The sequence below is a fragment of the Calothrix sp. CBUCES-K 9914 genome (assembly GCF_059640475.1).
This window is the reverse complement of sequence record NZ_JBXXZH010000025.1, coordinates 33,760-58,481: the sequence shown is the minus strand read 5'-3', so window position 1 is coordinate 58,481 and position 24,722 is coordinate 33,760. Positions and strand designations below refer to the sequence as shown.

The window sequence follows — 24,722 nt, the reverse complement described above, 5'->3', positions numbered from 1 at the left end:
TTTATTCAGTGTGGGCTACCGAACAATTATCGGCGCGCGATTTTGATTTGTATCTCTTATCTTAGAATTTTCTTGGTCAAAGAAAGAGGGTATTATCACTACCTATCTAAAATTAAGATATGCTTTTTCCATATGTATATAGATTTGTGTTGCATTCAGCATGTTAGTTTCCCAACTGTCCAAGCTTTTAAAGGCGCCTCAAACTAGAAGGTTATATAAAATTTCTTTATTATTTTGGTTTAGTTTAAGCTTGTGTTTTGCCTTATTTTATATTGCTTTAGGAGTACGACAAGGTTTTAGCAGTGAATATGTAATTGGAGATGATGCAAGAGAATATATCTCTTGGATGTATAGATATTCCAACCAAAGACTGTTTACAAATGATTTAATAGCTGAATATTTTCAATCAGTTACACCAATTGGTTATGCCGCAATTTATCGAAGTGCGATGAGTTTTGGTATTGATCCAATTGTACTAAGTAAAGTCCTACCAATTCTGCTAGCTACCATTACAACAAGTTATGGTTTTGCCGTTTGTATGCAAATGTTGCCAGTACCGATGGCAGGATTTCTTGCGACCTTAATATTAAATCAAAGTCTTTGTCTTCACGATGACTTGTTCTCCGCTTGTCCAAGAGATTTTACTTACCCATTGTTTTTAGCGTTTTTGTACTATTTAATACGAGGTTCGGCGCCGGGAGTTTTAATAACGTTTACGCTTCAAGCATTAATCTATCCTTTAATCGCATTTATACAATTAGGAGTACTATTTTTACGACTATGGAACAGGCAAAGAAAAGACTATATTTTATTTGCAGTAGCAGTTTTGTTAGCTTTGGTTACAGTTACACCTTATGCTCTACAGTCTTCACAGTTTGGTCCAACTATTACCGCAGCAATAGCGAAAACGATGCCAGACTACTTTCGAGGTGGTAGGGTTAGTTATTACAACTCCAGCCTTATAAGTTTTTGGCTTGACGGTAGAGATAGCGGTCTTTTTGCTTTGCTCAACCCAGTTCAACTATTTATTGGGCTTTTATTACCAATAATTTTGGTATACAAATCAAAATTTGGCGCCAGTTTAAAAATAACGAAACATGTAAAAGTGCTGTTACAGGTTGTGATAGCATCTACGGGGATGTTTTTCATTGCCCACGCTTTATCATTCAAACTACACTTTCCCAGTCGGTACACTCACCATACCTTTAAAATGGTACTCGCACTTGCAGCAGGGATAGTACTAGTTGTGGTACTAAATACAGCTTTGACTAGACTTACCCAAACTAATTACAAGCGAATTTTGGTGATTGTGACAAGTGTAATAGTAGGCGCCGCACTAATTTTATATCCAATCACTTTGAAAAGCTTTCCCAAAACATCATATGTAGTAGGTAGTGTACCAACGCTGTATGAATTTTTGTCGAACCTACCACCAGATAGTTTGGTTGCATCGTTAGCTGAGGAAGCAGACAATATTCCAGCGTTTGCCAAACAACCAGTTTTAGTAGGTAAAGAATATGCTTTACCTTTCCATACAAAGTATTACGCTGAGTTTAGTTTGCGGATGAGTGACCTGATAAATGCTCAGTATAGTCAGGATATTAATCAGGTAGTCAACTTTATAGATAAATATGGTGTTAAATACTGGCTTTTAGAGCGTGATGCTTTTCAGCCGGATTATATAACTAAAAAGACTTGGATTCAACAGTATCAACCAGCGGCAAAAGTAGCTATAGCAAAGCTTTTACAAGGAAGTGATATTGTTTTGCCGAAGTTGATCAAATCTTGTACTGTACTGGAAAGTGAGAATTTGTTTTTACTGAAAGCTGAATGTCTCTTGCAACGGATACAACGGATGTAACGGATAATTTATTGGTTACAAACAATTTAGAAGCGCGATTCATGTCAATAGTGGTTCGTATCAATAGTTTTGGGTTGTTCTCTCTTCTTAATTCTTTCTTTGCGCTCTTTGCGTTCTTTGCGGTTCGTTTTTTATACTCCTCAAAACTTTTAAGGCAAACCACTAATTATTTAAAATCAACTATCCGTTACATCCGTTACATCCGTTGCAAGTATTCTCTGTGTCTGTGTGGTAAAAAGAATCACTTCACTGTACAGGCTTTCCGGCCTGTGCCACGGGTATAAAATATCAGGTGTAAATTACAAAGGAATTAATTCGGGGTAATGCTGTAAAATTTGGTCACTAGTAAGTTCATCACCGAACTGCGCGGGAGAGAAGTGAACTTGCGCCGCTTTTAACTTACCTTTGTGATATACACTAATCAAAGCTTTCAAACCTTCTTTTAAAGCTTGGATATTGGATAAGTCGGTTTCCAGTTCCGGAACTTCTCCTTCAAAAGCCGCTGTTAGCATGACTATTACATTAGATGTAGCAGGCGCCGACAAAGGTTGATTTGGATTATTTGGCATCGTAAAATCTGATTCACTAAGGTAACGCTGGGCAGAGTCGGTAAATAACTCGTTGACATAATCGGAAGCTTCACCCTCACTCCAAAAAACATCACCTTCGTTAGCTGCGGATGTCCAATAATCATCGTATTGCAGCAAACTTTCACAAATTCTGGCTAACCCTTCCCCTGTCGTCTCCATGTCACCATCATCATCCAATACATCACGCGCGACACTGTTGAGTACACCTAAAAAGGTGGCAACGTCTGACCCAGATAAATGTATAAACAAGCGACAAACTACATAACGAGTTTTGCCCAACATTCTGTTAAACATAATTACTCCTCATTGCTTACTGTTCTATATAATGAAATCCTTTAATAAAATCAATTACTGTACTTACGGAGAAAGGTATAACTTTTACAGCTTCATCATATTTATCTTCGTAAACAGCATCACTAACGTCTGAACGATTAATTAAACGCTTACCGAAATTAGGATGCTCGTGGACTATCAGATTTTGCGAACTCGAATTTGTCAAAATTATCTGTGTCGGCGCCTGAAAGAAGGAGAGCCGCTCTGTGAGTGCGAGAATATTTTTGACCCTTTTAATTGTATCAGCTTGGGAAACAGCTTCTTCTAACTGTTGATAAAAACTCTGAATACGATGGAATGGAATTGAGGCATCGTTGGATGTATCATCGCTTTTCATCATCTCGACGACTGTAACAAGATTTCGCTGGGTGCTTTTGGCATCCTGAAACGGCAAAATTACAAAGCAAGCTGTAGATAATAATGCCTCATCGCTGTCTAATTGGAAAGTGAAAACTGTCCGGCGCCTACTAATCTCCGTACTGGGTGGTTGTTTGAGCTTGATAAATTCCTGGGCTATTTGGAAGTAAGCACCAGATATAGCGAAGTTCGCTTCGTGGTCGAGTGGTTTATCTACAATAATACGAATAGTTGGCGAAGTCGCGTTGAAAAAATCGCGCGACCCTTCAGGCGTAAAATATTGAATAATCGAAGAGTCCCCTGTGGAACTTAAATCAATCCATTCGCACGTTATTCCGTCTGTTTTTAATCCAAATCTTGCTGTAGCATAAAGTTTTGCGCCTGTCAATGTTGCACCCGTTAAGTCGGCACCTACCCATTCAGCTTTAATCAATTTTGCTTGGGTTAAGTTGGCATGAACCAAGCTAGCTCCCGTCAAATTCGCGTTACTAAGATTAGTACCACTAAGGTTTGCCCCACTCAATTTGGCACCGCTCAAATCTGCCCAACTTAGGTCTGCACCCGTTAAATCTACCCAACGAAGGTTGGCGCCACTGAGATTTGCACCACAAAGATTCGCTTTACTGAGGTTAGCTTGCTTTAATTCGGCATCACGAAGATTGGCGCCACTTAAGTCAGTGCGGGATAAGTCTGTATTAATCAAATTGGCTTGTTCTAAATTAGCCCCGGTTAAAAAACCACCTTTGAGGGTAACATGACTTAAATTTGCTCGATTTAAATTTGCTTGTCGTAATGTCGCTTCGCGTAGGTCAGCATGTTTGAGGTTAGCTTGCACTAGGTCTGTATGGCTAAGATTTGCACGAATTAATTCAGCACGAATTAGCGAAGCTTTACGAAGTATCGCATGGCTGAGGTCAGCGCGAATCATATTTGCCACATTTAAACTAGCACCTTTTAAGTCGGTTCCCATTAAATGGGCGCCGCTGAGTCTTGCAACATTTAACTTGGCATACCTCAAATTAGCAGTATTCAAATTGGCGCCTGATAAATTAACGACACTCAAGTTTGCTTGGCTAAGGTTGACACCATTAAGCTTTGCTCCACTTAAGTTTGCTTCACCAAGATCAATGCCACTAAAATCTCGTACCCCCTTAGCATATTTTTGTAGGAACTCCTCTGCCTTCATTCGCGCTACCCCTGTGCCAGTTTAGTAAATTGAAAAAATGAAGTTCGTGTATATTGGGCGCCAACATAAAGCATATGATTACCGAAGCGGCCTTACTACGAAACAACGCTCGAACAAACGTTTTAATATAATTATGAATATTGGTATTTTGGGACTTGGGCTAATTGGTGGCTCCTTGGGTTTAGATTTACGAGCTTGCGGACATCATGTAATTGGTGTTAGCCAACGCGCTTCAACCATCAAAAAAGCAGTTGCCATCGGCAGTGTTGACGAAGCTTCCGTTGACATCAATGTACTTGGTGCCGCAGAGGTGGTATTTATATGTACGCCTCTTGGACTTATTGTGCCCAGTATTGAGCAGTTGATAACGATATTGCCGCAAACTACTGTTATAACTGATGTCGGTTCAGTAAAAACACCGATAGTTAAAGCAGTATCACCGTTATGGCAAAACTTTGTTGGTGGACATCCAATGGCTGGAACCGCCGAGAGCGGTATTGAGGCAGCTTTGAGAAATTTGTTCGTACACAGACCGTATGTAATAACGCCAACACCCACAACACCTGTATCCGGGGTTGAGTTAGTATCCGAATTAGTAAAACAATTAGATTCTAATATTTACTACTGTGCGCCAGAACAGCATGACCGAGCGGTCAGTTGGATTTCTCATTTACCTGTAATGGTAAGTGCTTCGCTGATAGCGTCTTGTATGAAAGAAACTGATTTACAGGTTTTAGAATTAGCACAAAATCTAGCTTCTTCAGGTTTTAAAGATACAAGTCGTGTTGGTGGTGGTAATCCGGAATTAGGTCTAATGATGGCTAAATATAATCGCGAAGCTTTGTTAAAATCAATGAAGCAGTATCGTCATAACCTTGACGAAATAATTCATTTAATCGAACAAGAAAATTGGGATAATTTAGAGAATATATTAAAATCTACTCAAAAAGGGCGCCCAAATTTTCTATAAAACCAAATATCCGTAGGTTAGGCATCCGCCTGACCGTAAGCAATTAGTAGAGGTTAAAAAATGGTGTTACAAACAGAGAAACGCTATTACACTCCAGAAGAATATTTAGAACTGGAAGAACAAGCCGAGTTTAGGAGTGAATATATTAATGGAGAAATAATACCAATGACCGGAGGTACAACTAATCATAACAAGATAGCTGGTAATTTTTATAAAAAGTTTCCAACAGAAATCAATGGGCAAGATTATGATACATATATTAATGATGTGAGGTTATGGATACCTAGTTATGGTTTATATACCTACCCTGATGTTATTGTTATTAAAGGTAGACCAATATATTACGGAACCGGAACAACAACTATTACCAACCCTTCAATTCTCGTGGAAGTTTTATCAAATTCCACAAAAAGCTATGACCGAACAGATAAATTTAAATACTATCGCTCCATTCCTGAATTCCAAGAGTATATTCTGATTGAGCAGTATAGCTTCTCAATTGAACAGTATACTAAAAAATCTTCACGAGAATGGTTGTTTAAAGAATACGAAGGAGAAGATAGCATTTTAACACTTAATTCTGTATCATTTGAAATAAGCCTCAAAGATATTTACGAGCGAGTTGATTTTGATTTAATCGAAGAGTAATTACGTAGAGACGTGATAAATCACGTCTCAAAACTTGATATATTATTCTTGCGATAATGGAATTTTAATTACAAATGTAGTTCCCTCTCCCGGCGCCGAGAGACATTGTATAGAGCCATTATGCTTCTCGGTGATAATTTGATAGCAAATAGATAAACCCATACCTGTACCTTTACCTACTGGTTTAGTAGTGAAAAAAGGGTCAAATATCTTAGCTTGTATTTCTTTGGGAATACCAACACCATTATCGCTTATACAAATTGTGATATTATTATCGTTTGTAAGTTCAGTTGTAATATAAATTCTTGGCTTATTACTAATTATATTGTCTGGAAACGGATTACTAATTAAAGATTTATCAAAAGCATCTATTGCGTTAGTCAAAATATTCATAAACACCTGATTCAATTGTCCCGCATAACACTCAATCAAAGGTAAATTAGCATATTCCTTAACAACTTCAATCGGAGAACGATTTTTTTGCTTGAGACGATGCTCTAATATCATTAAAGAACTATCAATACCTTCGTGAATATTAACTTTTTTATACTCCGCTTCGTCCATCCGGGAAAAGTTACGTAGAGAAAGAACTATTTTTTTGATGCGGTTTGCCCCAATTTTCATTGAATCAAGTAGTTTGGGCAAATCCTCCATAATAAACTCTAATTCAATAGCTTGTATTTTAGCCAACATTTCATCGTTTGGATTTAAATTCTTTGTTAGATATTCTTGATAAAGCGCGATTAAATTAAATAAATCTTTGATATATACATGCGCTGGTTCAATGTTACTATAAATAAAACTAATCGGATTATTGATCTCGTGTGCAATACCTGCTACTAGCTGACCCAAAGATGACATTTTTTCAGTATGAATGAATTGGCTTTGTGTCCGCTGTATCTCGTTCAGAGCTTGTTCTAAATCTTTTGCTTGCTGTTTAATTTTAAATTGCGTCAGTTTTTGATCTGTAATATCAATAAATATCCCATTATACAGCGAGCGTCTAGGTTTTGATTCGCTTTTACTTACCTGTATCGCTGGTTCAGATTGACCGCAAATCCATTTTACAACACCGGAACGAGTAATAATTCGGAATTCACAAAACCAAGGTGCATTTTGATGTACAGCGGTATTAATAGAAAATATTAATGAAGTAAAATCTTCTGGATGAATCAAAGGTATAATAGGATTGGCGCCTTCTACAAGGTCTGAATCATCTAAATCAAATAGTATTTTAGCTTTGGAACTTAAATAATTAAAGTGCGATTTTCCAGTCATCAAGTCAATCTCATACTGATAAATCGCTCCCGGCACCAAACTGTTAATATTAATCAGACGTTGTGAGCTTTCCCTCAATGCTATTTCAGCTTGTTTACGCTCGCTAATATCCCGCACAACCGTCAATAAATGAGGTTTGCCGTTATAAATACATCGACCCGCTTTTACTTCTACATCAAATGTAGTACCGTCAAAGCGTACATCTACAGCTTGGCAAGTATAATCATTACCATTTTTTACAGACTCTACAAGTTCCTCAAACTTTTGCTGCGAGTCAGTATGAATGTACGCTGTCGATGGCAATTTAATAAACTCCTCGTAAGCATAACCGTGCATCTTACAAGTTGCAGGATTTACTTCTACCAGACTTTTTGTCTCCATATCATAGATAAGTATCCCATCTGTGACAGCTTCAAAAATATTACGGTACTCTAAAGCTTTATGTTGTAATGCCTTTTTCGTTGCCATCTCAACCGTGACATCGCGCGATACTCCCACAGTCATGGCAACTTCTCCATCTGAATTGAAGATAGCTGATTTCGTTGTACTTAGCACACGTACTTTTTGGTCATGTCTTAACGCTCGTTCTTTGGGAATAACTAGAGTTTGTCCGGTCTCAAACACATAAGCATCATCTTGAATATATTTTTGCGTATGCTCTGGCTCACTAAACGGTACATCAGTACAACCTTGTAGTTCTTCAGGTGTGATGCCGTAGAATTCACAAAATGCTTTATTCGCCCATATTATTTGAGAATTGGCGCCTTTGACCAAAACCAAATCACTGATTGCGTCTAATAGTTGGCGATAATAAAAATCATTTTCGCGTAATTTTTCCGTGTTGTCCTGCTTTTCTAGGATTAGTTGCGCTTGCTGTGCCGTGAGTGTTTCTAAGTCGGAAACGCGCGCACTCAAAGTCAGAAGTTCTTGAAGCAGTTCGGAAGACATAATAACACACCCAAAGATTTTTTGCCGTAGAAGCTTATTCCTAGAGTGCCCAAGTTTTAATAAAAATACACATCTGAGGAGTTTTTACACAAATCTTTATAGTGTACGTGTAGGAGGAAGAGAAAAAGTTGTTTCAAATAGTGAAACGAGACGAGGAGCAAGGGTAAATATGACGTATGGTAGAAACGCCAATTTCTATGCTCATTCATACACTCTTAATACCCGTGCAACAAAAACTCCACAACGGGTATCTAGATTGGAAGTACGCTCTCTGAATTATCTTTTACACAATCTCTTACACCAAATGTTAAACAAAGAACCGCGCGACGAATATAATAAAGAGTCTCAGTCTGATATTGTAAATTCTAAAGCTCGTAATTCTAGACCTTGGGGGAGAGCTGCGTTTAATTTATCGCTGGTTTTACTAGGGTCGGGAATGACTTTAGCGGGTGGTTACATAGCTGGCAACCAACAAAAGGACACATCAAGTCTAGTAGCTAGTCCGGCAACAGCTGCATCTGCGGCAATTGGCGAAACAAATTTTGTTACCGGTGTTGTCAATAAAGTTGGACCAGCAGTTGTCAGGATTGATTCTTCACGCACCGTTAAAGCTTCGCTACCTGATGAATTCAACGACCCGTTTTTCCGTCGCTTTTTTGGCGCCCAAGGTAATATACCACAACAGAAGCGAGTTGAGCGCGGTACTGGTTCAGGATTTATTTTAAGTGCAGATGGTCGGATTTTGACGAATGCTCACGTAATTGATGGTGCCGACACAGTAAAGGTAACGCTCAAAGACGGACGTAGTTTCCAAGGTAGGGTTCTTGGTAAAGACGAATTAACTGATGTTGCTGTTGTTAAGATTCAGGCAAGTAATTTACCAACGGTAGCGATTGGAAATTCTGAACAATTACAACCGGGTGAATCAGCTATTGCAATCGGTAATCCCCTCGGTTTAGATAATACTGTAACTACAGGGGTAATTAGCGCTACTGGTCGTAGCAGTAACTTAATTGGCGCCCAAGACAAGCGCGTCAGCTATATTCAAACCGATGCTGCAATTAACCCAGGAAATTCGGGGGGGCCTTTACTCAACTCGAAGGGTGAAGTTATTGGTATGAATACTGCAATTATTCAAGGAGCGCAAGGCTTAGGGTTTGCAATTCCAATCAACACAGCGCAGCGCATCTCAAATCAATTAATTACAACAGGCAAAGTGCAGCATCCTTACTTGGGTATCCAAATGCAGGCCTTAAATCCTGATGTGAAGGAAAATATTAACTCTGACCCCAATAGTGGCTTAAACGTTGACACTGATAAAGGCGTTTTGATTCGTCGCGTAGTTCCCAACTCTCCCGCAGCACAAGCAGGAGTTCGTGCGGGTGATGTTATTCAGCAACTCAACGGTAAACCCGTTGCTGATGCTGATAGTATTCAAAAAGCCGTTGAAGATACTCAAATAGGCGCCGACTTACGTGTGCAAATACGTCGTAACGGTCAGAATATAACTATTTCCGTCCGTCCGGGAGCTTTTCCAACTCAACCACAGCAATAACACACTGTGTAATTACCTACGTATTATTAGGGCTGTTGCCGTGGCATTGATTGCTATCGACAACAGCCCTTATTATTTGAAGAAGTAAGCAAATTAATAGGGTAAATTAACCTGGTAGCATTTTTTGAAGCGTGCTTAACTGAACTCAATTTACCTTTAGGATTTACCAAAATATCCACAACTACAAAGTTGTTTAACGCAATTTTGTGCAAGAATATTACGGGTTAGTCATAATATAATAGTACTAATATTTAATTTAGATACAGTGACAAGCTGATAGCAAGAACGGCGCCTGCGACAGGAACAGCGGTGCCAAACTCTAGTTTGCGCTTTTTGAAAATTTCTATCAAAGCCATCGGAATAATTAGTGGCCAGAGAATAGTGGTAATAAAGCACATGACTAAAGACAAGAAAGTATCTTCGGGAGAAGAACTCGGATGACGTAACGAAAATATTATCCAATTAAATAAAAAGCAGAAAGTTACTAGCAGGTAACTAGCAACAAATATGAATTCAGTTTTGTTCACTGTGGAATCTCCTTAAATCGCCTTGCTTTACACAATTCGGTCAAGTGGTTAGATGCTCAAACTAATCAGTTACAAAGAGATGAGGTTAGCGTTTGAAGCATTTGCGCCGTATAGCACAATATATGCTTACTTATAAAACAAATGGTAATAGGATTCTTTAGACTAAGAAATCAGTACATACACTTATTTTAAAAATACTATAGCTTAACTACTAATTATACTTCTGGTATTTTGGTAACTTTATCAAATTTTTAGCCAAAATTTATAACTAACAACTGTAAATCTTACCTTATGTCTATTTTATGACAGAATAATACTAAATTTACGTTCTGTAAGGCTTTAGAACCTCAAACAGTTTATATTCGCTTCATATTTAGCCTTCCAAATTCAGTATAATTTGTTTAATCTAGACAGAATTTATGAGTAATATTATTTAGTTAATCAATATCCTATTCGTCACAATTTTAACCAAACCGGACGAAAATAAAGGTAAAACTTGTGCTTTGACAGAGTATTATGAATGGTTTTTACTGCATTAAAATAAATTAGTAATTCTTATATGTGTATGTCTTGGTTTTTCTTATCAATTATACAATTTAATGATTATGATAATCATTGTTTTAACAGGCACCTGCTTGCATATATATTTTTATCCGTGTAAAAAAATAATACTACCAAGCAATTAGCTTGATAGTACTATCAAAATTTAGCATAAATTTTTATGTTAAAGAATTATAAAAGCAAGTGAAAAAACCTTATAAAATTCAATAGTAAGTACTGTATAAACTTATTCCTGGGGGTTGTGAGGGAATAAGTAGGCAATAGCAGCCCAACCGGATATAGTTAGTAAACTGACCAGAAATGCAGCTAGAAACATAGTAAACATATCAAGGGTCGCATGGTTAGGGTATGGAAAGTAAGTGCAAGAACTCACTCATTGTGTATTCTTGAGAGAAATGAGCTAACAGAAAAACGAGTGTGTTTACACTATATTTCCAAGCTACCAATCGAATATGACATGGCTATGACTAGTCTGTGTCAATAACTTGTTAATAGGGAAAATGGGGATCGCCGTATAAAAACATTACTATGCTAGAAGCAAAGAAAAGCGAAATGTGCTGCCAATACCTAATTCACTCTCAACTTCAATTTTACCCCCTTGTAATTCAACTAAACGACGGGTGATAGCTAGCCCAATTCCTGTTCCACCTGAGTTACGATTACGTGATTTATCCGCGCGCCAAAAGCGTTCAAACACATGAGATATATCTTGGTCAGAAATTCCTACTCCTGTATCTACGACTGCAATCCAGAGTTCTTTGTCATACCAAACACGTATAGATATTGAGCCAAACTGGGTATAACGAATTGCATTGCCTATTAAGTTTATTAATATTTGTTCGGTGCGGTCAATATCAGCTAGTACAAGTGGTATCTGGGGGGAGCACTCTAATAGTAAAACTGGACCATCATCAAGCAGTTGGTCAGCAAATTTTTGGACTAATGACTCAAGTAATGGATATAAATCGACAGGTTTTATATTTGTAGGCAAATAACCAGCTTCAGCCTTTGAGAGTTCCTGCAAATCGTTAACTAATCTTTCTAGGCGCCTAGTTTCTCTAATCAACTGGTTGTAAACTTGTTGCGAGGATTCGAGATGTCCGTCTGCCAGTTCTTCTAAATATCCACGTACTACAGTCAGCGGAGTTCTAAGTTCATGCGTCATGTCGCCAACCAAGTCACGGCGCCGAACCTCAACATCTTGGATACTTGCTGCCATACGATTAAAACTACTTCCCAAACGGCTAAATTCAGGAATATCCGATAAAGGTAGTCTTGCATCAAACTGTCCAGCAGCAAATTTCTGGGTAATTGACTCCATCTCTTTGAGTTGCTGCATAATTCGTAGTGAAACCCAATAACTTAATCCTCCAGCAGCAGAAGCGCCAACTAGCACCGACCAAAAAGTGCTGCTTCGCCAAGCAGACTCAAAAGAGTGAACTAAATCACTGCGAATATCGTTTAACTCAAATCCTTCGTTCTCTAACCTTTCAAGATGCTCCCCAAAAAAGTGCGGTGATGAAATTCTGCTAATTACAACAGAACTTAGTACACCGACTATCATTACTACAAGGTGCGATAGAAATAGACGTGATGCCAAAGGCAAAGATTTTCGTTTACGCACTATCATTGTTTAATTAAAATTTAATGTTTTAAACGAGTGTGTCTTCAAATTTATACCCAACACCAACAACAGTCTTAATGAAAGTTGGAGTTGCTGGGTCTGGTTCGATTTTCTTTCGCAAGCGTGCGACATGGGTATCTACAACTCGCTCATCCCCAAAGAAGTTATCGCCCCAAAGTTTATCAATCAACTGGCTACGATTCCAAACGCGACCGGGATTACTCAGGAAAGTACTTAAAAGATTAAATTCTAAAGTCGTTAAATCTAACTCTTCGGTTGTTTGCGAATCAAGCAAGCGGCTAGCGGTGCGCTGTTCTGTATCAACAATAAAATGGTTTGTACGGTATCCTTGTAATTGCTTAGTTTGACGCATACTGCGACGCAAAAGTGCCCTCACACGCGCGACAAGTTCTCTGGGACTAAAAGGTTTCGCCATATAATCATCGGCGCCAGTAGATAGACCAATTACACGGTCGATCTCTTCACCTTTTGCGGTCAACATCATTATGTATGGGTCTTTGGCGCCGGGTTTCTGTCGAATACGCGCGCAAACTTCAAGACCATCAAGTCCGGGAAGCATTAAGTCCAGAATAATTAAATCAGGTGGTTGTTCTGTGAACATTCGTAACGCGGTTATGCCATCACGACTGACACGACAAGAAAACCCTTCTTTTTCGAGAGTCAATTGGATTAACTGAGCAATTTCAGCTTCGTCCTCAACGATTAAAATATCCATTCTTTGTTTAAGGCAAGGAAAACAACGCAGCGTCCAGAATTGCTAGCCATTGTAATCCAAAAACACAAAATAGTCGCGTACAAACAGTAGTTTGTGTTTTTACTTTGAAGATTATGTAGTTTTGTTGCAAGAATTTAAAGAATTTAAGTTTTTTCGTGTGGTTTATAGAAAGTAGCGGTTAGCTTTGTATAAAGAAAATTTTCCTTGACTTTGTTTCCACTTTAATAAAGCAATAAAACCATGAACTACTGTCCTTGCTGTTCCGACCGTCTTCTGCGACACATCCGAAAAACTGAAGTTTACTGGTTTTGTAGCAACTGCCGTCAAGTGATGCCTGTACTAATTTGGAAAAAACATGCGGCATCACTCGAAACTGCCAAAAGCATAAGTACTAACTAACGCGACGCAAAGCAGCACAAGAATGTAATTTAATCAACTTCACTTTCTAAAACAGCTTTAGCATTCAGAAGTTGTTGACGGTGTTCATTGCTAGGAGTTGGATACTGTAAGTCAAGTTGTTTAAGTTTGTTAGAAATAATCTCGGCGACAGCGAGACGTGCAAACCACTTATGATTACTTGGGATAATGTACCAAGGCGCCCACTCTGTACTAGTATGGTTGAATGCGTCTTCATAAGCTTCCATATAATCATCCCAATGTACACGTTCCTCGACATCGCTCATTGAGAACTTCCAATTTTTTTCAGGCAGTTCAATTCGTCGCAAAAACCGCTTTTTTTGTTCAGACTTTGAGATATTGAGGAAAAATTTCAGAATAACAGTACCATTGTTTGTCAAGTACTTTTCATAATTATTAATATCCTCAAACCGCTGCTTCCATATTTTTTTGCCATGTGGTGAATGAGGCAAACGCTCGTTTTGCAACATAGAAGAATGAACACGAACGATTAACACTTCTTCATAATACGAACGATTAAAAATACCAATTCGACCACGTTCGGGTAGAGCTTTAGTACTACGCCATAAAAAATCATGGTCTAATTCTTCTGTACTTGGAGACTTAAAGCTGTAAACTTGACATCCTTGAGGATTAATTCCTGACATCACATGTTTTATCGTGCTATCCTTCCCTGCTGCGTCCATCGCTTGGAATATAATCAATAAAGCATATTTATCATGAGCATAGAGAACATCTTGGTATTTTCCCATCCGCTCAATACCTGCTCGTAGTTTTTCCGCAGCATCAGCTTTATCAACGTAACTACCAGTGTATTTAGGGTCATAGTCTTTAAAATAAAATTTGGCACCTGGTTTAACAATAAAATTATCGTGTTTCATGTTATACCTTCCATTGGGTCTGGTCTACATATGCCTAGTTCTTGTAACTTGATTCTTACATCATCCCACTCGGCGCCGCAGTAATAGTACCTTTTATCGAGAATGTCGGCGATATAATAACCTTGCTTACCACCATTGATACGAAACAACTCAATAGCAATCTTTTTAGCCGAAGTGCCAAAAGCTGCAAGCAGCGCTTCGTGAGATAACCAAGGTGCATTAAATATAGCGGTTATTAGTCACATGAGGTACAAATTTAAATAGTAAATTTCTTGTGGAGCGGGCATCCTTGCCCGCCCTTATGTACTTCATTAGAATAGGAAGCGCTATAAGTTTAAAAATGGTTTACCCTTAGTAAATGTAGAGACGCGATATATCGCGTCTCTACAACGTGGGATTTTTTATTCATTTTGCATTTACCAATTATATAAATTTATATAGCTATTAAATGCTAGCGTAGACAAAATTATTATCTTTATCTATAGTTATAGCGATTTGATGGCCTGCGAATAAATCGCTGTCATTGTAGTAAAATGTAATTTCACCGTTTAGATAAAATACCAAACAGTCTAAGACTATTAGTTCTTTGAAAACTTCAGATGAAACTGGTTCTTCATCTTCTTCTAACCAAGAATTATTTTTAAGTTTTAAAAGCTGCTCAACAGCGTATTGTTTTGTAATTTTAATATAGTGTGTTAAATAAGAAATAACATCTCCTGCTTTCTTTAAGGACTCTTCAGTTGAACTTTCATCGTCTAACTCAAGAATAAGCTGAATAGATACTTCCCCTAAAATAATTTCTCCTTCATAGCAATCAAATTCAGTATCATAAGACAAATTACCAAGAACTGGGTTGTTAATTTGAAAATTACTCATTGATTTAAAAAATAATTTTATTGGCTATTTTTTTGCTGTTTTACTTTTTCCTAAATTATTTTTTAACTTCTTCAATTTCAGCCTGAGATGTTGGAAATGGGAATAGTTCTTGCGATGCCTCATATCATGTCCGGGAACATAACCAACCATAATAAAATCAATTGTAGAGACGCGATTGTAGAGACGTGATTGTAGAGACGCGATTAATCGCGTCTCTACGTAACGTGGTAATTATGGGTAATCAACCGGACATGATATCACTTGTAAAATGGTCAACAAAGGCATAAAATGCGGCTTGGTCATCTTGATGACTGATTAAGTAAGCTCTAAGTTCTTTTTTGGTCATGCTGTCAAAGTCAGGTTTCATTATAAAATCTCCAGTGACCCACAAGAATGGTTGGTTATGTTTAGATTGCATTAGCTACTTTTGTATATTTAGTAGCTAAATCTGCTGGCGCCATCAATTCGTAGGGTTCAAATGGTTGGTGAATCCACGGATTGTCTGCTAAATAGTCAACGTAATAATCTGGTTGAATTACTGAGCAGGCTTTATACCAAAGTACGGCGGTACGAATATCTTCGATTTGAGTTTTGCTATATTGTTGAAGCCAAGGAACAGTTTCTTTGAGGGTAACGCCGGAATCAACTAAATCATCAACTAGTAGAATCCGCGAACCAAGGGTATCAGTTGTCATTGCTATATGCTGCGAAAAGACTAAGTTACCCCTTTCTTGCTTGCCCACGCCGCTGTAAGATGATGTAGCGAAAATTGCTAGTGGCTTGTCGTAGATACGTGAGAGGATATCTCCAACTCGCAGTCCTCCGCGCGCTAGACAAATAATTTGGTTGAATTCCCACCCAGACTGATATATCGAAACTGCGAGTTGTTCGATTTTTTGGTGATAATCTGACCAAGAAACGTAAAGGTCTGGCATAAACAACCTGTTAAGAGCTAATAATACTTAATTGCGAGCTTTGACTATCTTATTATGAGTGCGAAGATTTATGAAGGATTCTGATTTGGATAATACAAGGAGCAACGCTAGCGAAAAACTGAATTTTAGTACTAAGCTGGCTTATGGTGCCGGAGATTTGGGTCCCGCGATTACTGCGAATATCTCGGTTTTTTTCTTACTGGTTTTTTTTACTAACGTCGCGGGTATCCCAGCAGGGATGGCTGGTAGTATTTTAATGATAGGGAAAATCTGGGATGCTATAAATGACCCGTTTGTTGGATACTTAACGGATAAGACCAAATCAAGACGTTGGGGGCGCCGTTTACCTTGGTTGCTTTATGGCGCCATTCCGTTTGGAATATTTTTCTTTCTACAATGGATAGTACCACAATTTGGTAGCGGTCAAAATAATACTTGGGGTTTGTTTTGGTATTACGTGGCAATAGGAATCCTTTCGCAGGTGTTTTACACAGTCGTGAATTTGCCGTACACCGCGATGACACCCGAACTAACCCAAGACTACGACGAACGTACAGGGTTAAATAGTTTTCGATTTACATTTTCGATTGGCGGTAGTATTTTCTCACTAATATTGGCAAAAATCATTTTTGGCGCCATTCCAGACCGTCAGCAGCAGTATATTATCTTGGCTGCGATATGTGGAGTAATTTCTGTCGCGTCTTTATATTGGTGTGTGTTTGGAACGCGCAAACGAGTTTTGGCTTTTGAAGCAAAGCGCATTCAAACCGAAGAACACTCAACAATTCCAATTAAAGAACAACTTAAAATCGTTTTTAGCAATATTCCTTTTTTATATGTAATTGGTATATATCTTTTTTCTTGGCTTGCAGTACAAATTACCGCTAGCGTTATTCCCTATTTTGTTGTTAACTGTATGGGTTTGAAAGACTCTGATGTACCAACGGTAATGATAGGGGTACAGGGTACAGCTTTATTGATGTTGTTCGTTTGGGGTGCTTTGAGTAAGCGTGTAGGTAAAAAAATCGTTTACTTTGCGGGAATGTCTTTGTGGATATTAGCAGCAGCAGGATTATATTTTTTAAAGCCTGGTCAAATTGGGTTAATGTACGTTCTAGCTGTAATGGCAGGGTTTGGTGTTTCCACAGCATATCTAATTCCCTGGTCAATGATACCTGATGTGATTGAACTCGATGAACTGCAAACAGGACAGCGACGCGAGGGAATTTTCTACGGTTTTATGGTGCTACTGCAAAAATTTGGTTTAGCATTAGGTTTATTTATTGTTGGTTTGTCGCTTGAAGCGTCTGGTTTTCAACAAGTAACTGCTGGAAGCGGCGCCTTACCTATTCAACCAGAGTCAGCATTACAAGCTATACGCATTGCGGTTGGTCCCATACCATTGATTGCATTGATTTTAGGTTTAGTTTTAACTTACTTCTACCCCATCACGCGCGAAATGCACGCCGAAATGTTATTGAAGTTAAAACAACGGCAAGAAACAAAAGAGAATTAAAATATGCCAAACCCCGAATATTGGGAGCATAAGTACCAAGAACAAAATACCCGTTGGGATATTGGACAAGCGGCGCCGCCATTTGTTAGTTTGCTATCGGAAGCAGAGGCACCTACACCAGGACGTATTGCAGTACTAGGATGCGGTCGTGGGTATGACGCAGTGCTATTTGCTAAACATGGTTTTGAAGTTATTGGTTTTGACTTTGCGACTTCTGCAATTACAGAAGCTACCGAACTCGCGCGCGTCACAAATTGTGACATTAAGTTTTTACAGCGCGATATTTTTGATTTACCTGCCGAATTTGCAAATTACTTTGACTATATCCTTGAACATACCTGTTTTTGTGCCATTGATATAGAAATGCGCCAAAACTATGTACAAGTTGCCAGTTCCATACTTAAATTACATGGTCGGTTAATAGGGTTATTTTTTACACATACTCGTTCAGGTAGCCCTCCATATGGCGCCACGAAGAGAGGAAATTAACTCATACTTCCAAGCTAATTTTAAGATAAATTCTCTAACTCCAGTCGCAAACTCAGTACCATCGCGTCAAGGAGAGGAGCATTTAGGACTGTTTAAGCTATTCAAGCAATAGCGCACGCACTTAGTGAGGTTATCTCTCTATAGGAGGCGCAAAAACACACCTTTTCTAAAATGAAACAAATTGCAATAATACTTAATATTCTAGAATATTAGAATATTAAGTAACAAGTAGCAAAAGCGCTGTAAACAATAGATGGCTACTCCCAGTTTAGATGAATTATCCGCCCAGCTAGAAAGTTCTAGTCTGCGCGACCGCATGGTTGCCCTTGCAAATTTGCGCGATGTTGAGCCAGAGGAAGCAGTACCCCTAATTAAGAAGGTGTTGAACGATGAATCGCTGCAAATCCGAGCGATGGCAGTTTTTGCCCTTGGTATCAAGCAAACTGCTGAATCGTATCCGATTTTGGTCAATATAATTGAAAATGACCCTGATTATAGTATTCGTGCTGATGCAGCTGGCGCCTTGGGGTACTTAGAAGACAAACGCGCGTTTGAAGTTTTAGTGCGGGTTTTTTATGAGGAAACGAATTGGTTAGTAAGATTTAGTGCAGCCGTATCACTGGGAAATTTGAAAGACCCGCGCGCGCGAGAAGCATTAATAAGTGCGCTTGATGGTCCAGAAGTAGTGCTACAACAAGCGGCAATAGCTGCTCTTGGTGAAATAAAAGATGTGACATCAGTAGACCATATTCTTCGCTTTGCCCAAGCAGAAGATTGGTTAGTACGTCAGCGACTTGCAGAAGCTTTAGGAAATTTGCCAAGTCCAAAAAGTGTTTCAGCGTTGAAATATCTTGAGAAAGATAGTCATTACCATGTTTCTGAATCTGCGAGAATTTCGCTCAAAAGGTTAGAAGAATCAGGTTATCAAGTTTAGTAAAATATCGTTGTAATGTTCGCAGGGTTTCACTTAAATAGAGTGTGATAAACAATGAATATTCAAGACTTTTTTGAGTTAAGCGTTGGAAAATGGTTTGCCCATCGTACCGTTCAAGATTTAGCAGCTAACAAAGCAAACGAAGCTAAATCAGAGATTGTTGTAGAAAAATTACCAGCTACTCATCCAGATGTCGTCAAACTTTGCGAAGATTTTCAAGTTAAATCAAATTCCTCTGTTGTTGCAGCAAAGGTTAATTGGAACGACACAACTAAATTAAATCAAAAAAATGTCGGTTCAACAGTACTAGTTCTAGTTCCTAGTAACAATCCTGATGAGGGTCAGCTTTTACGTCAGATAAGCAATGAGAACAAACCATTACAAGGTCACTATAAACTAGGTGAAGACGAAGCGCTATTATTAACCGTCGAATCTGAGACAGCTTCCTACGAAGAACGTCTATGGTTTGCCAGCGATAATTTAAGGATGCGCGTAAACGTAGTTAAACAAGCTGGTAGTGTAAATACTACTTCTTTGACTACCGAGATACGTATGGGTGTCCCCCCTGTAAAAGCTCCTGAAACAGCCACTTCCGCATCAAGTTAACAAAGTATATTGTAATCCCCCCAACCCCCCGCCTGGAAGGGGGGCTAAAAATAGTTTTATTTCCCTTTAAAAATAGTCTTATTCCCCCCTTCCACGCGGCTACGGTGTACACACATCTCAAAAAAATCCCGAATTTATAATCCTCTCACCCTATAAGGGTAAAGGAGATTTATGTGTACACGGTAGCTTATTAAGGGGGGGGATTCATAAGGAACTCAATATTTTTACTTTTACCTTAAACCTTGCTGTCGCAATAAATCATCTGCCCAAATTTCATCAACATCTGATAGTTCAGGTACTGGCTTTTGTGTATAATCTATCGCCATATCTAAACCGGCTCGGTCATAAACTTCTTGTATTATTGTTTGTAAATCTAATAATGGTTCGGTATCACCTTGACGCAGTGGTAAGTAAAAAGCTGGTATTGGTTCAGTTATTCCAAAAGGGTATAATTCAGCTTTCGGACGGTAATCACTACGACTTACCAAAATGCGGTAGCTACTGTTAATAAATTGACCTAATATAGGCATAGGTTTTCCACCTCGTAGCAAGTCAATTTCAACAAGGTGAGTCTCACTGCTTAGTACTTTTTGGCGTTTGCTTTCATAAGCTTTTCTTCCATCACCCGCGCGTTTATTCTTAGGAGAGAGAATTTCTATAGTTGTAACAACCTCACCTGTTCCAACTTCTCGTACTTCTAAGTATCCTTCTCTTTCTTCCTCTGGTATTGGAATTGTTACAGTTACAGGTTTTGCTGGAGGTGAGACAACTGCAACAGTCGAGGCACCTTGATTGTTAGAATCAGTTGTAGAACGTCCCACCGACACATCCGGTACTCCAACTAAAACTGTTTCTTCTCCAACCGTTTGATAAACCCGCTTTTCTATAGCTACGCGATATTTAGGACGTAGCTGGGGTACTAAGCTATAAGCAATGAGTGTAATTAACCCGTGATGGACTTCTGCCCAGAGGTCGGGGTTTTCGAGGTATGGATTCATTCCAGGGAATGGAGAAAGCATAGTTATAGTACTCTCATGAAAATTAAGCGTTCAACTGGCGCCACTTAAAACAATCTTAGCAATTCCCTTAATTCCTAAAGAATATTACATAGAACTTAAAGCCCTAAAAGACGTGCGAAGACATTGGGTAACGGTAAAACGATTAAAACTAATAGCGCAATTGAGGCAATACCTAAAATATCGCGTTGATTGTTAAGTTCAGTGACATCATTTAACGCTGGTTCATCAATCAAGGGCATAAATAGTAATATTACTGCCCATAGGAAAAATCCTGGCTGCACCAACGAAAGTAATAGAAGTAAAAAGCGTGCGATTTGACCGATAATAATAGCATTGCGCTGTCCAAATACTGCGTGGACAATATGACCACCATCAAGCTGACCTACTGGCATTAAATTTAACGCTGTCACTACTAAACCCAATAACCCAGCAAATGCAACTGGATGTAAGTCTATAGCTGTCTTAGCTGTTAATTGACTACCCAAAACTAATTTTGATATCAGCGCTAAAAGTATCGAATACTTAGGATTGAGAGCATCTGAATTTAGTAATCCAGCTCCAGCTTTTTCTGTTATCGGAATAACTTGTGAATGTGCTAATCCCCAAGCTAATACAGGCAAAGTCGCAATAAACCCAGCAATCGGACCAGCGATACTGATATCAAATAATGCTTTGCGGTTGGGAACTGGACTTCGCATCTGAATAAAGGCGCCGAAAGTTCCCAAGAAAAGCGGCATTGGAATAAAATATGGAAGCGTTGCGCGAATTTTATAACGTTTTGCCGTAATGTAATGACCGAGTTCGTGGATACCTAAAATCGTTAATAATGCTAAAGCGTAAGGCAAACCTTGTTGTAATACACCTAAATTTTCTCGCAATTGTTGCGCTTCGACTCCAGCAATTCTTGTTCCAACTAAAGTTGTTGTCATTAGCGTTGCAAAAAGTAATCCCAACGCTAACCCAGGTCGCGTTAATTTCTCGGAACTACTCTGATATTTAGCTAACTGAGTATTAGGGACTAGTACAAATATTGGTTTACCGTTAAAACCTTCTTGAAGCATTACTAAAAAACGGTCGCCAAATTGAGCTTCGACGTTTTCTTTGATTTGTTGATAAGCTGCTGTTGCGTCTGCGCGTAACTGACCTTTACAAATCACTGCTTGCGGTCGATACTCGATATCTTGAAGGTAATATAGCGACCAAGGAAAACAGTTTCTTAATTGAGTTTCTTCGTCTGGTTGAATTGGACGCACTGGTGCTGGTTCTACGGTACGATTAATAACCAATTGCTCATGACGGTCAGTTGGTTCGGTTTGAGGTGCTTGATTTGGACGGCGCCCCAACTGAAATAATACCCAGTATAAAATAGGGCTTATTACCAAAGGACCAATCATTAATGCCCTAGGTGGTTGGACTTTTATACCATATATAGCCGACCATGCCGTCCAGATTAATGCTGGCGCCATCAATACAAGCCATAATAGCCAAACGGGTGTTTTAGTAATATTAGCCACACTCCGCTGCACCATCAGATAAGTAATTATTCCTAATAAAAGGAGAAACCAAAATGTCATTTTATTTTATGTATGTTGAATCTGTATAACCTGTAGTTTGAACGACTGACGCATTGCAAATGGCACAAATCACAAGTTATGCAACATTTGTGTATATTTCCCATCACATATGGCTGGACTCGATAATTTAAGGAAAATTACCGCGCTCATGCGTGCCATCCAACACTCCTCAACACCAGCTTTTCCTATGTCCCTAATAAATCAAGACAAAAGCCAAACAGTTAAGCAACCACGGGTTGTAATCGATACCATTTATGCCTTCGCACCGAATCGGGACACTTTGGGAGGAACCGCTTATCTCATTGTAAGAAATGAAGGCAACATCTTAATCGATTGTCCAGCGTGGGATGATACAAACCAGAATTTTATCAAAGCACACGGTGGGGTACGTTGGCTATTTATCACTCACCGCACAGCTATTGGTAAAACTGCCGCACTCAAACTTGCTTTAGATTGCGAGGTCATAATTCAAGAACAAGAAGCTTATCTATTACCTGAATTAAAATTAACTACTTTTAGTCAAGAATTAAATATTGAGTTAAATCTTGAGTCAAACCTCGATTCAACAACAGTTCAGTTGATTTGGACACCTGGACATTCCCCTGGTTCCTCTTGTCTCTACTATAGCGATTTTGGAGGAATATTATTCTCTGGGCGCCATATACTCCCAGATGCGGATGGTAAACCGATGCCATTACGAACCGCTAAAACCTTTCATTGGAATCGACAACTCAAAAGCTTAAAATTGCTATTAGACCGTTTTTCCCCTGATACTCTACAATACATCTGCCCTGGTGCAAATACTGGCTTTCTTCGAGGCAAGCGAATTATCGATAATGCCTTTCAGTATAGTGCTGAGTGGAAAGTGCTGAGTGCTGAGTTAATTAGAACTTAGGAGTTAGGAGTTAGGAATTAGGAGTTCTGAATCCTGAGTGACAGACTCAGCACTCAGCACTCAGCACTCAGCACTCAGCACTCAGCACTCAGCACTCAGCACTTAGCACTCAGCACTCAGCACTCAGCACTCAGCACTTAGCACTCTCAAACTGCTCCCACAACAACTTTCTCTTTCGTAATCAGTTCGAGTGCTGCTTGATACTGAGCATCTGATGTTGTTGCTACTTGCGCGCGTGTTAATGGTTCAGAAGCAACTTCCTTGTCAGGTTTTATACCAAGTTTATTGATGTCGTGATGTAATGGTGTTTCATATTTAGCAATTGTGACAGCTAACCCAGAACCATCGGAAAGTTCAAATAGTGACTGAATTAAACCTTTACCAAAGGTTCTTTCACCTACTAGTATTGCTCGACCGTTGTCTTGCAAGGCGCCTGCAAGAATTTCACTGGCGCTAGCTGTACCCTGATTGACTAAAATTACTAATGGGTCATTGGTCAAAGCCGAGCCAAGTGCTTCAAAACTGCCTTGGATGCCTTGACGATTGACTGTGTAAACAATAGTACCATTATCTAGCCAAAGACGAGCTATCTCAACTCCTGCTTGCAGCAAACCACCAGGATTATTTCGCAAATCGAGAATGTAGGAAGAGGCGCCTTTTTTCTCTAAATTAGAAATGGCGTGTGCTACTTCCATTGGAGCATTGGCATTGAATTGAGTTAAGCGCAAATAGCCTACAGATTTTCCTTGCTCTGTAGGACGTAATTCGGCAATGACTGGATTTAGTTCAATACGTGAGCGTGTTAATTGTATTTCGCGCGGTGTACTGCCGTCACGCTCGATAACTAGTGTTACAATAGTTCCATTCGGCCCTCGCATCCGTGCTGCTGCCTCATCAAGAGTAAGTTTTTCGGTAGAAATACCCTCGATAGTCACTATTCGGTCACGCGGTTGGATACCAGCTTTTTCAGCCGGTGAACCAGCTATTGGCGCCACGACTTCTAATTTACCCGTTTCAACTGAGAGTGCAATTTGTAAACCCACTCCTGTTAACTCACCAGAAGTATTGACCTGCAAGCTGCGATACTGCTCAGGGTCTAAAAAACGAGTGAAAGGGTCTTCCAGACTATTGAGCATTGTTTGAATTGCTCCGTATGTCGCTTGCTGGTCTTGAAGCGGTTTTTGTAGAATTTTTTGCCGTACTGATGCCCAATTTTGGTGATTAAACGTGTCATCAATATAGGTACGATTGACTATTCGCCAAACTTCAGATACAAGCTTCTGTTCTGAGGTCAATGCTACTGCACTCTCACTCAAACTAAAACAACCAACTACCAACGCCAGGAGCAGCGATAATCCAACCCGAAAGATTCTATGAAGCATTTTGAGCATTGTCAATTAAAATTT

The 24,722-nt window shown here is 39.1% G+C and carries 25 protein-coding genes; 11 read left to right on the top strand and 14 right to left on the bottom strand.

Going from position 1 to position 24,722, the window contains the following annotated elements:
• The first annotated feature begins 160 nt into the window (after positions 1-160).
• Positions 161-1,861 carry a hypothetical protein gene (locus AC2JBO_RS08270; RefSeq protein ID WP_496953152.1) on the top strand — a complete coding sequence of 567 codons (1,701 nt, stop codon included), beginning with the start codon at positions 161-163 and terminating at the stop codon, positions 1,859-1,861.
• A 299-nt stretch (positions 1,862-2,160) separates the two neighbouring features.
• Here AC2JBO_RS08270 and AC2JBO_RS08265 read toward each other — a convergent pair whose 3' ends face one another.
• Both AC2JBO_RS08265 and AC2JBO_RS08260 read right to left on the bottom strand, forming a co-directional pair.
• Entirely contained in the window at positions 2,161-2,745 is a 585-nt protein-coding gene (locus tag AC2JBO_RS08265) for a DUF1517 domain-containing protein (RefSeq protein ID WP_496953151.1), read from the bottom strand.
• A gap of 16 nt (positions 2,746-2,761) precedes the next feature.
• Positions 2,762-4,327, bottom strand: coding sequence for a pentapeptide repeat-containing protein (locus tag AC2JBO_RS08260; protein WP_496953150.1), 1,566 nt, complete (start codon positions 4,325-4,327; stop codon positions 2,762-2,764).
• A 133-nt stretch (positions 4,328-4,460) separates the two neighbouring features.
• On the opposite strand from AC2JBO_RS08260, the gene AC2JBO_RS08255 reads away from it, so the two are divergent.
• Positions 4,461-5,297: a prephenate/arogenate dehydrogenase gene (locus AC2JBO_RS08255; RefSeq protein WP_496953161.1), complete on the top strand. Its 837-nt coding sequence runs from the start codon at positions 4,461-4,463 to the stop codon at positions 5,295-5,297.
• Positions 5,298-5,357: 60 nt separating this feature from the next.
• The gene (locus AC2JBO_RS08250; RefSeq protein ID WP_496953149.1) at positions 5,358-5,945 is read left to right on the top strand and encodes a Uma2 family endonuclease; all 588 of its coding nucleotides are present in this window, start codon (positions 5,358-5,360) and stop codon (positions 5,943-5,945) included.
• 42 nt (positions 5,946-5,987) lie between these two features.
• On the opposite strand, the gene AC2JBO_RS08245 is transcribed toward AC2JBO_RS08250, so the two are convergent.
• Positions 5,988-8,171: a PAS domain S-box protein gene (locus tag AC2JBO_RS08245; RefSeq protein WP_496953148.1), complete on the bottom strand. Its 2,184-nt coding sequence runs from the start codon at positions 8,169-8,171 to the stop codon at positions 5,988-5,990.
• Positions 8,172-8,475: 304 nt separating this feature from the next.
• Here AC2JBO_RS08245 and AC2JBO_RS08240 point away from each other — a divergent pair, with 304 nt between their 5' ends.
• Positions 8,476-9,726: an HhoA/HhoB/HtrA family serine endopeptidase gene (locus tag AC2JBO_RS08240; protein WP_496953147.1), complete on the top strand. Its 1,251-nt coding sequence runs from the start codon at positions 8,476-8,478 to the stop codon at positions 9,724-9,726.
• A gap of 251 nt (positions 9,727-9,977) precedes the next feature.
• Here AC2JBO_RS08240 and AC2JBO_RS08235 read toward each other — a convergent pair whose 3' ends face one another.
• The 3 genes from AC2JBO_RS08235 to AC2JBO_RS08225 form a co-directional block, all read right to left on the bottom strand.
• Positions 9,978-10,253, bottom strand: a complete 276-nt coding sequence (locus AC2JBO_RS08235; RefSeq protein ID WP_496953146.1) for a hypothetical protein — start codon at positions 10,251-10,253, stop codon at positions 9,978-9,980.
• 1,087 nt (positions 10,254-11,340) lie between these two features.
• Positions 11,341-12,444 (bottom strand): sensor histidine kinase, encoded by a 1,104-nt coding sequence (locus AC2JBO_RS08230; protein ID WP_496953145.1) that lies wholly within the window; start codon positions 12,442-12,444, stop codon positions 11,341-11,343.
• Between the two features lie 22 nt (positions 12,445-12,466).
• Positions 12,467-13,174 (bottom strand): response regulator transcription factor, encoded by a 708-nt coding sequence (locus tag AC2JBO_RS08225; RefSeq protein WP_496953144.1) that lies wholly within the window; start codon positions 13,172-13,174, stop codon positions 12,467-12,469.
• A gap of 240 nt (positions 13,175-13,414) precedes the next feature.
• Between AC2JBO_RS08225 and AC2JBO_RS08220 the strand changes: the two genes are divergently transcribed.
• Positions 13,415-13,573: a hypothetical protein gene (locus AC2JBO_RS08220; RefSeq protein ID WP_496953143.1), complete on the top strand. Its 159-nt coding sequence runs from the start codon at positions 13,415-13,417 to the stop codon at positions 13,571-13,573.
• A gap of 29 nt (positions 13,574-13,602) precedes the next feature.
• On the opposite strand, the gene AC2JBO_RS08215 is transcribed toward AC2JBO_RS08220, so the two are convergent.
• From AC2JBO_RS08215 to AC2JBO_RS08195, 5 genes are all read right to left on the bottom strand, one after another.
• Positions 13,603-14,472 carry a polyphosphate kinase 2 family protein gene (locus AC2JBO_RS08215; protein WP_496953142.1) on the bottom strand — a complete coding sequence of 290 codons (870 nt, stop codon included), beginning with the start codon at positions 14,470-14,472 and terminating at the stop codon, positions 13,603-13,605.
• The gene (locus AC2JBO_RS08210; RefSeq protein ID WP_496953141.1) at positions 14,469-14,621 is read right to left on the bottom strand and encodes a hypothetical protein; all 153 of its coding nucleotides are present in this window, start codon (positions 14,619-14,621) and stop codon (positions 14,469-14,471) included. The genes AC2JBO_RS08215 and AC2JBO_RS08210 overlap by 4 nt, the downstream gene beginning before the upstream one ends.
• A 295-nt stretch (positions 14,622-14,916) precedes the next feature.
• Positions 14,917-15,348, bottom strand: a complete 432-nt coding sequence (locus AC2JBO_RS08205; protein ID WP_496953140.1) for a DUF2262 domain-containing protein — start codon at positions 15,346-15,348, stop codon at positions 14,917-14,919.
• A gap of 241 nt (positions 15,349-15,589) precedes the next feature.
• Complete coding sequence (locus AC2JBO_RS08200; protein ID WP_496953139.1) at positions 15,590-15,715, bottom strand: DUF6887 family protein; 126 nt, start codon at positions 15,713-15,715, stop codon at positions 15,590-15,592.
• A 40-nt stretch (positions 15,716-15,755) separates the two neighbouring features.
• Positions 15,756-16,283 carry a phosphoribosyltransferase gene (locus AC2JBO_RS08195; protein ID WP_496953138.1) on the bottom strand — a complete coding sequence of 176 codons (528 nt, stop codon included), beginning with the start codon at positions 16,281-16,283 and terminating at the stop codon, positions 15,756-15,758.
• Between the two features lie 70 nt (positions 16,284-16,353).
• Between AC2JBO_RS08195 and AC2JBO_RS08190 the strand changes: the two genes are divergently transcribed.
• The 5 genes from AC2JBO_RS08190 (at position 16,354) to AC2JBO_RS08170 (ending at position 19,828) form a co-directional block, all read left to right on the top strand.
• The gene (locus AC2JBO_RS08190) at positions 16,354-17,799 is read left to right on the top strand and encodes an MFS transporter (RefSeq protein WP_496953137.1); all 1,446 of its coding nucleotides are present in this window, start codon (positions 16,354-16,356) and stop codon (positions 17,797-17,799) included.
• A 3-nt stretch (positions 17,800-17,802) separates the two neighbouring features.
• Complete coding sequence (locus tag AC2JBO_RS08185; protein ID WP_496953136.1) at positions 17,803-18,288, top strand: methyltransferase domain-containing protein; 486 nt, start codon at positions 17,803-17,805, stop codon at positions 18,286-18,288.
• On the top strand, positions 18,263-18,400 hold the full coding sequence (locus AC2JBO_RS08180; protein ID WP_496953135.1) for a hypothetical protein: 138 nt from the start codon (positions 18,263-18,265) through the stop codon (positions 18,398-18,400). The genes AC2JBO_RS08185 and AC2JBO_RS08180 overlap by 26 nt, the downstream gene beginning before the upstream one ends.
• A gap of 141 nt (positions 18,401-18,541) precedes the next feature.
• Entirely contained in the window at positions 18,542-19,222 is a 681-nt protein-coding gene (locus tag AC2JBO_RS08175; protein WP_496953134.1) for a HEAT repeat domain-containing protein, read from the top strand.
• A 54-nt stretch (positions 19,223-19,276) separates the two neighbouring features.
• Complete coding sequence (locus tag AC2JBO_RS08170) at positions 19,277-19,828, top strand: phycobiliprotein lyase (RefSeq protein ID WP_496953133.1); 552 nt, start codon at positions 19,277-19,279, stop codon at positions 19,826-19,828.
• A 230-nt stretch (positions 19,829-20,058) separates the two neighbouring features.
• Here AC2JBO_RS08170 and AC2JBO_RS08165 read toward each other — a convergent pair whose 3' ends face one another.
• A complete protein-coding gene (locus tag AC2JBO_RS08165) occupies positions 20,059-20,847 on the bottom strand; it encodes a DUF4058 family protein (RefSeq protein WP_496953132.1) in 789 nt (262 codons plus the stop codon).
• Positions 20,848-20,942: 95 nt separating this feature from the next.
• Complete coding sequence (locus tag AC2JBO_RS08160; RefSeq protein WP_496953131.1) at positions 20,943-22,421, bottom strand: site-2 protease family protein; 1,479 nt, start codon at positions 22,419-22,421, stop codon at positions 20,943-20,945.
• A gap of 187 nt (positions 22,422-22,608) precedes the next feature.
• Between AC2JBO_RS08160 and AC2JBO_RS08155 the strand changes: the two genes are divergently transcribed.
• Positions 22,609-23,316 (top strand): MBL fold metallo-hydrolase, encoded by a 708-nt coding sequence (locus AC2JBO_RS08155; RefSeq protein WP_496953160.1) that lies wholly within the window; start codon positions 22,609-22,611, stop codon positions 23,314-23,316.
• A gap of 146 nt (positions 23,317-23,462) precedes the next feature.
• Here the strand turns inward: AC2JBO_RS08155 and ctpA are convergent, their stop codons facing one another.
• A complete protein-coding gene (ctpA, locus tag AC2JBO_RS08150) occupies positions 23,463-24,698 on the bottom strand; it encodes a carboxyl-terminal processing protease CtpA (RefSeq protein ID WP_496953130.1) in 1,236 nt (411 codons plus the stop codon).
• Positions 24,699-24,722 lie beyond the last annotated feature (24 nt).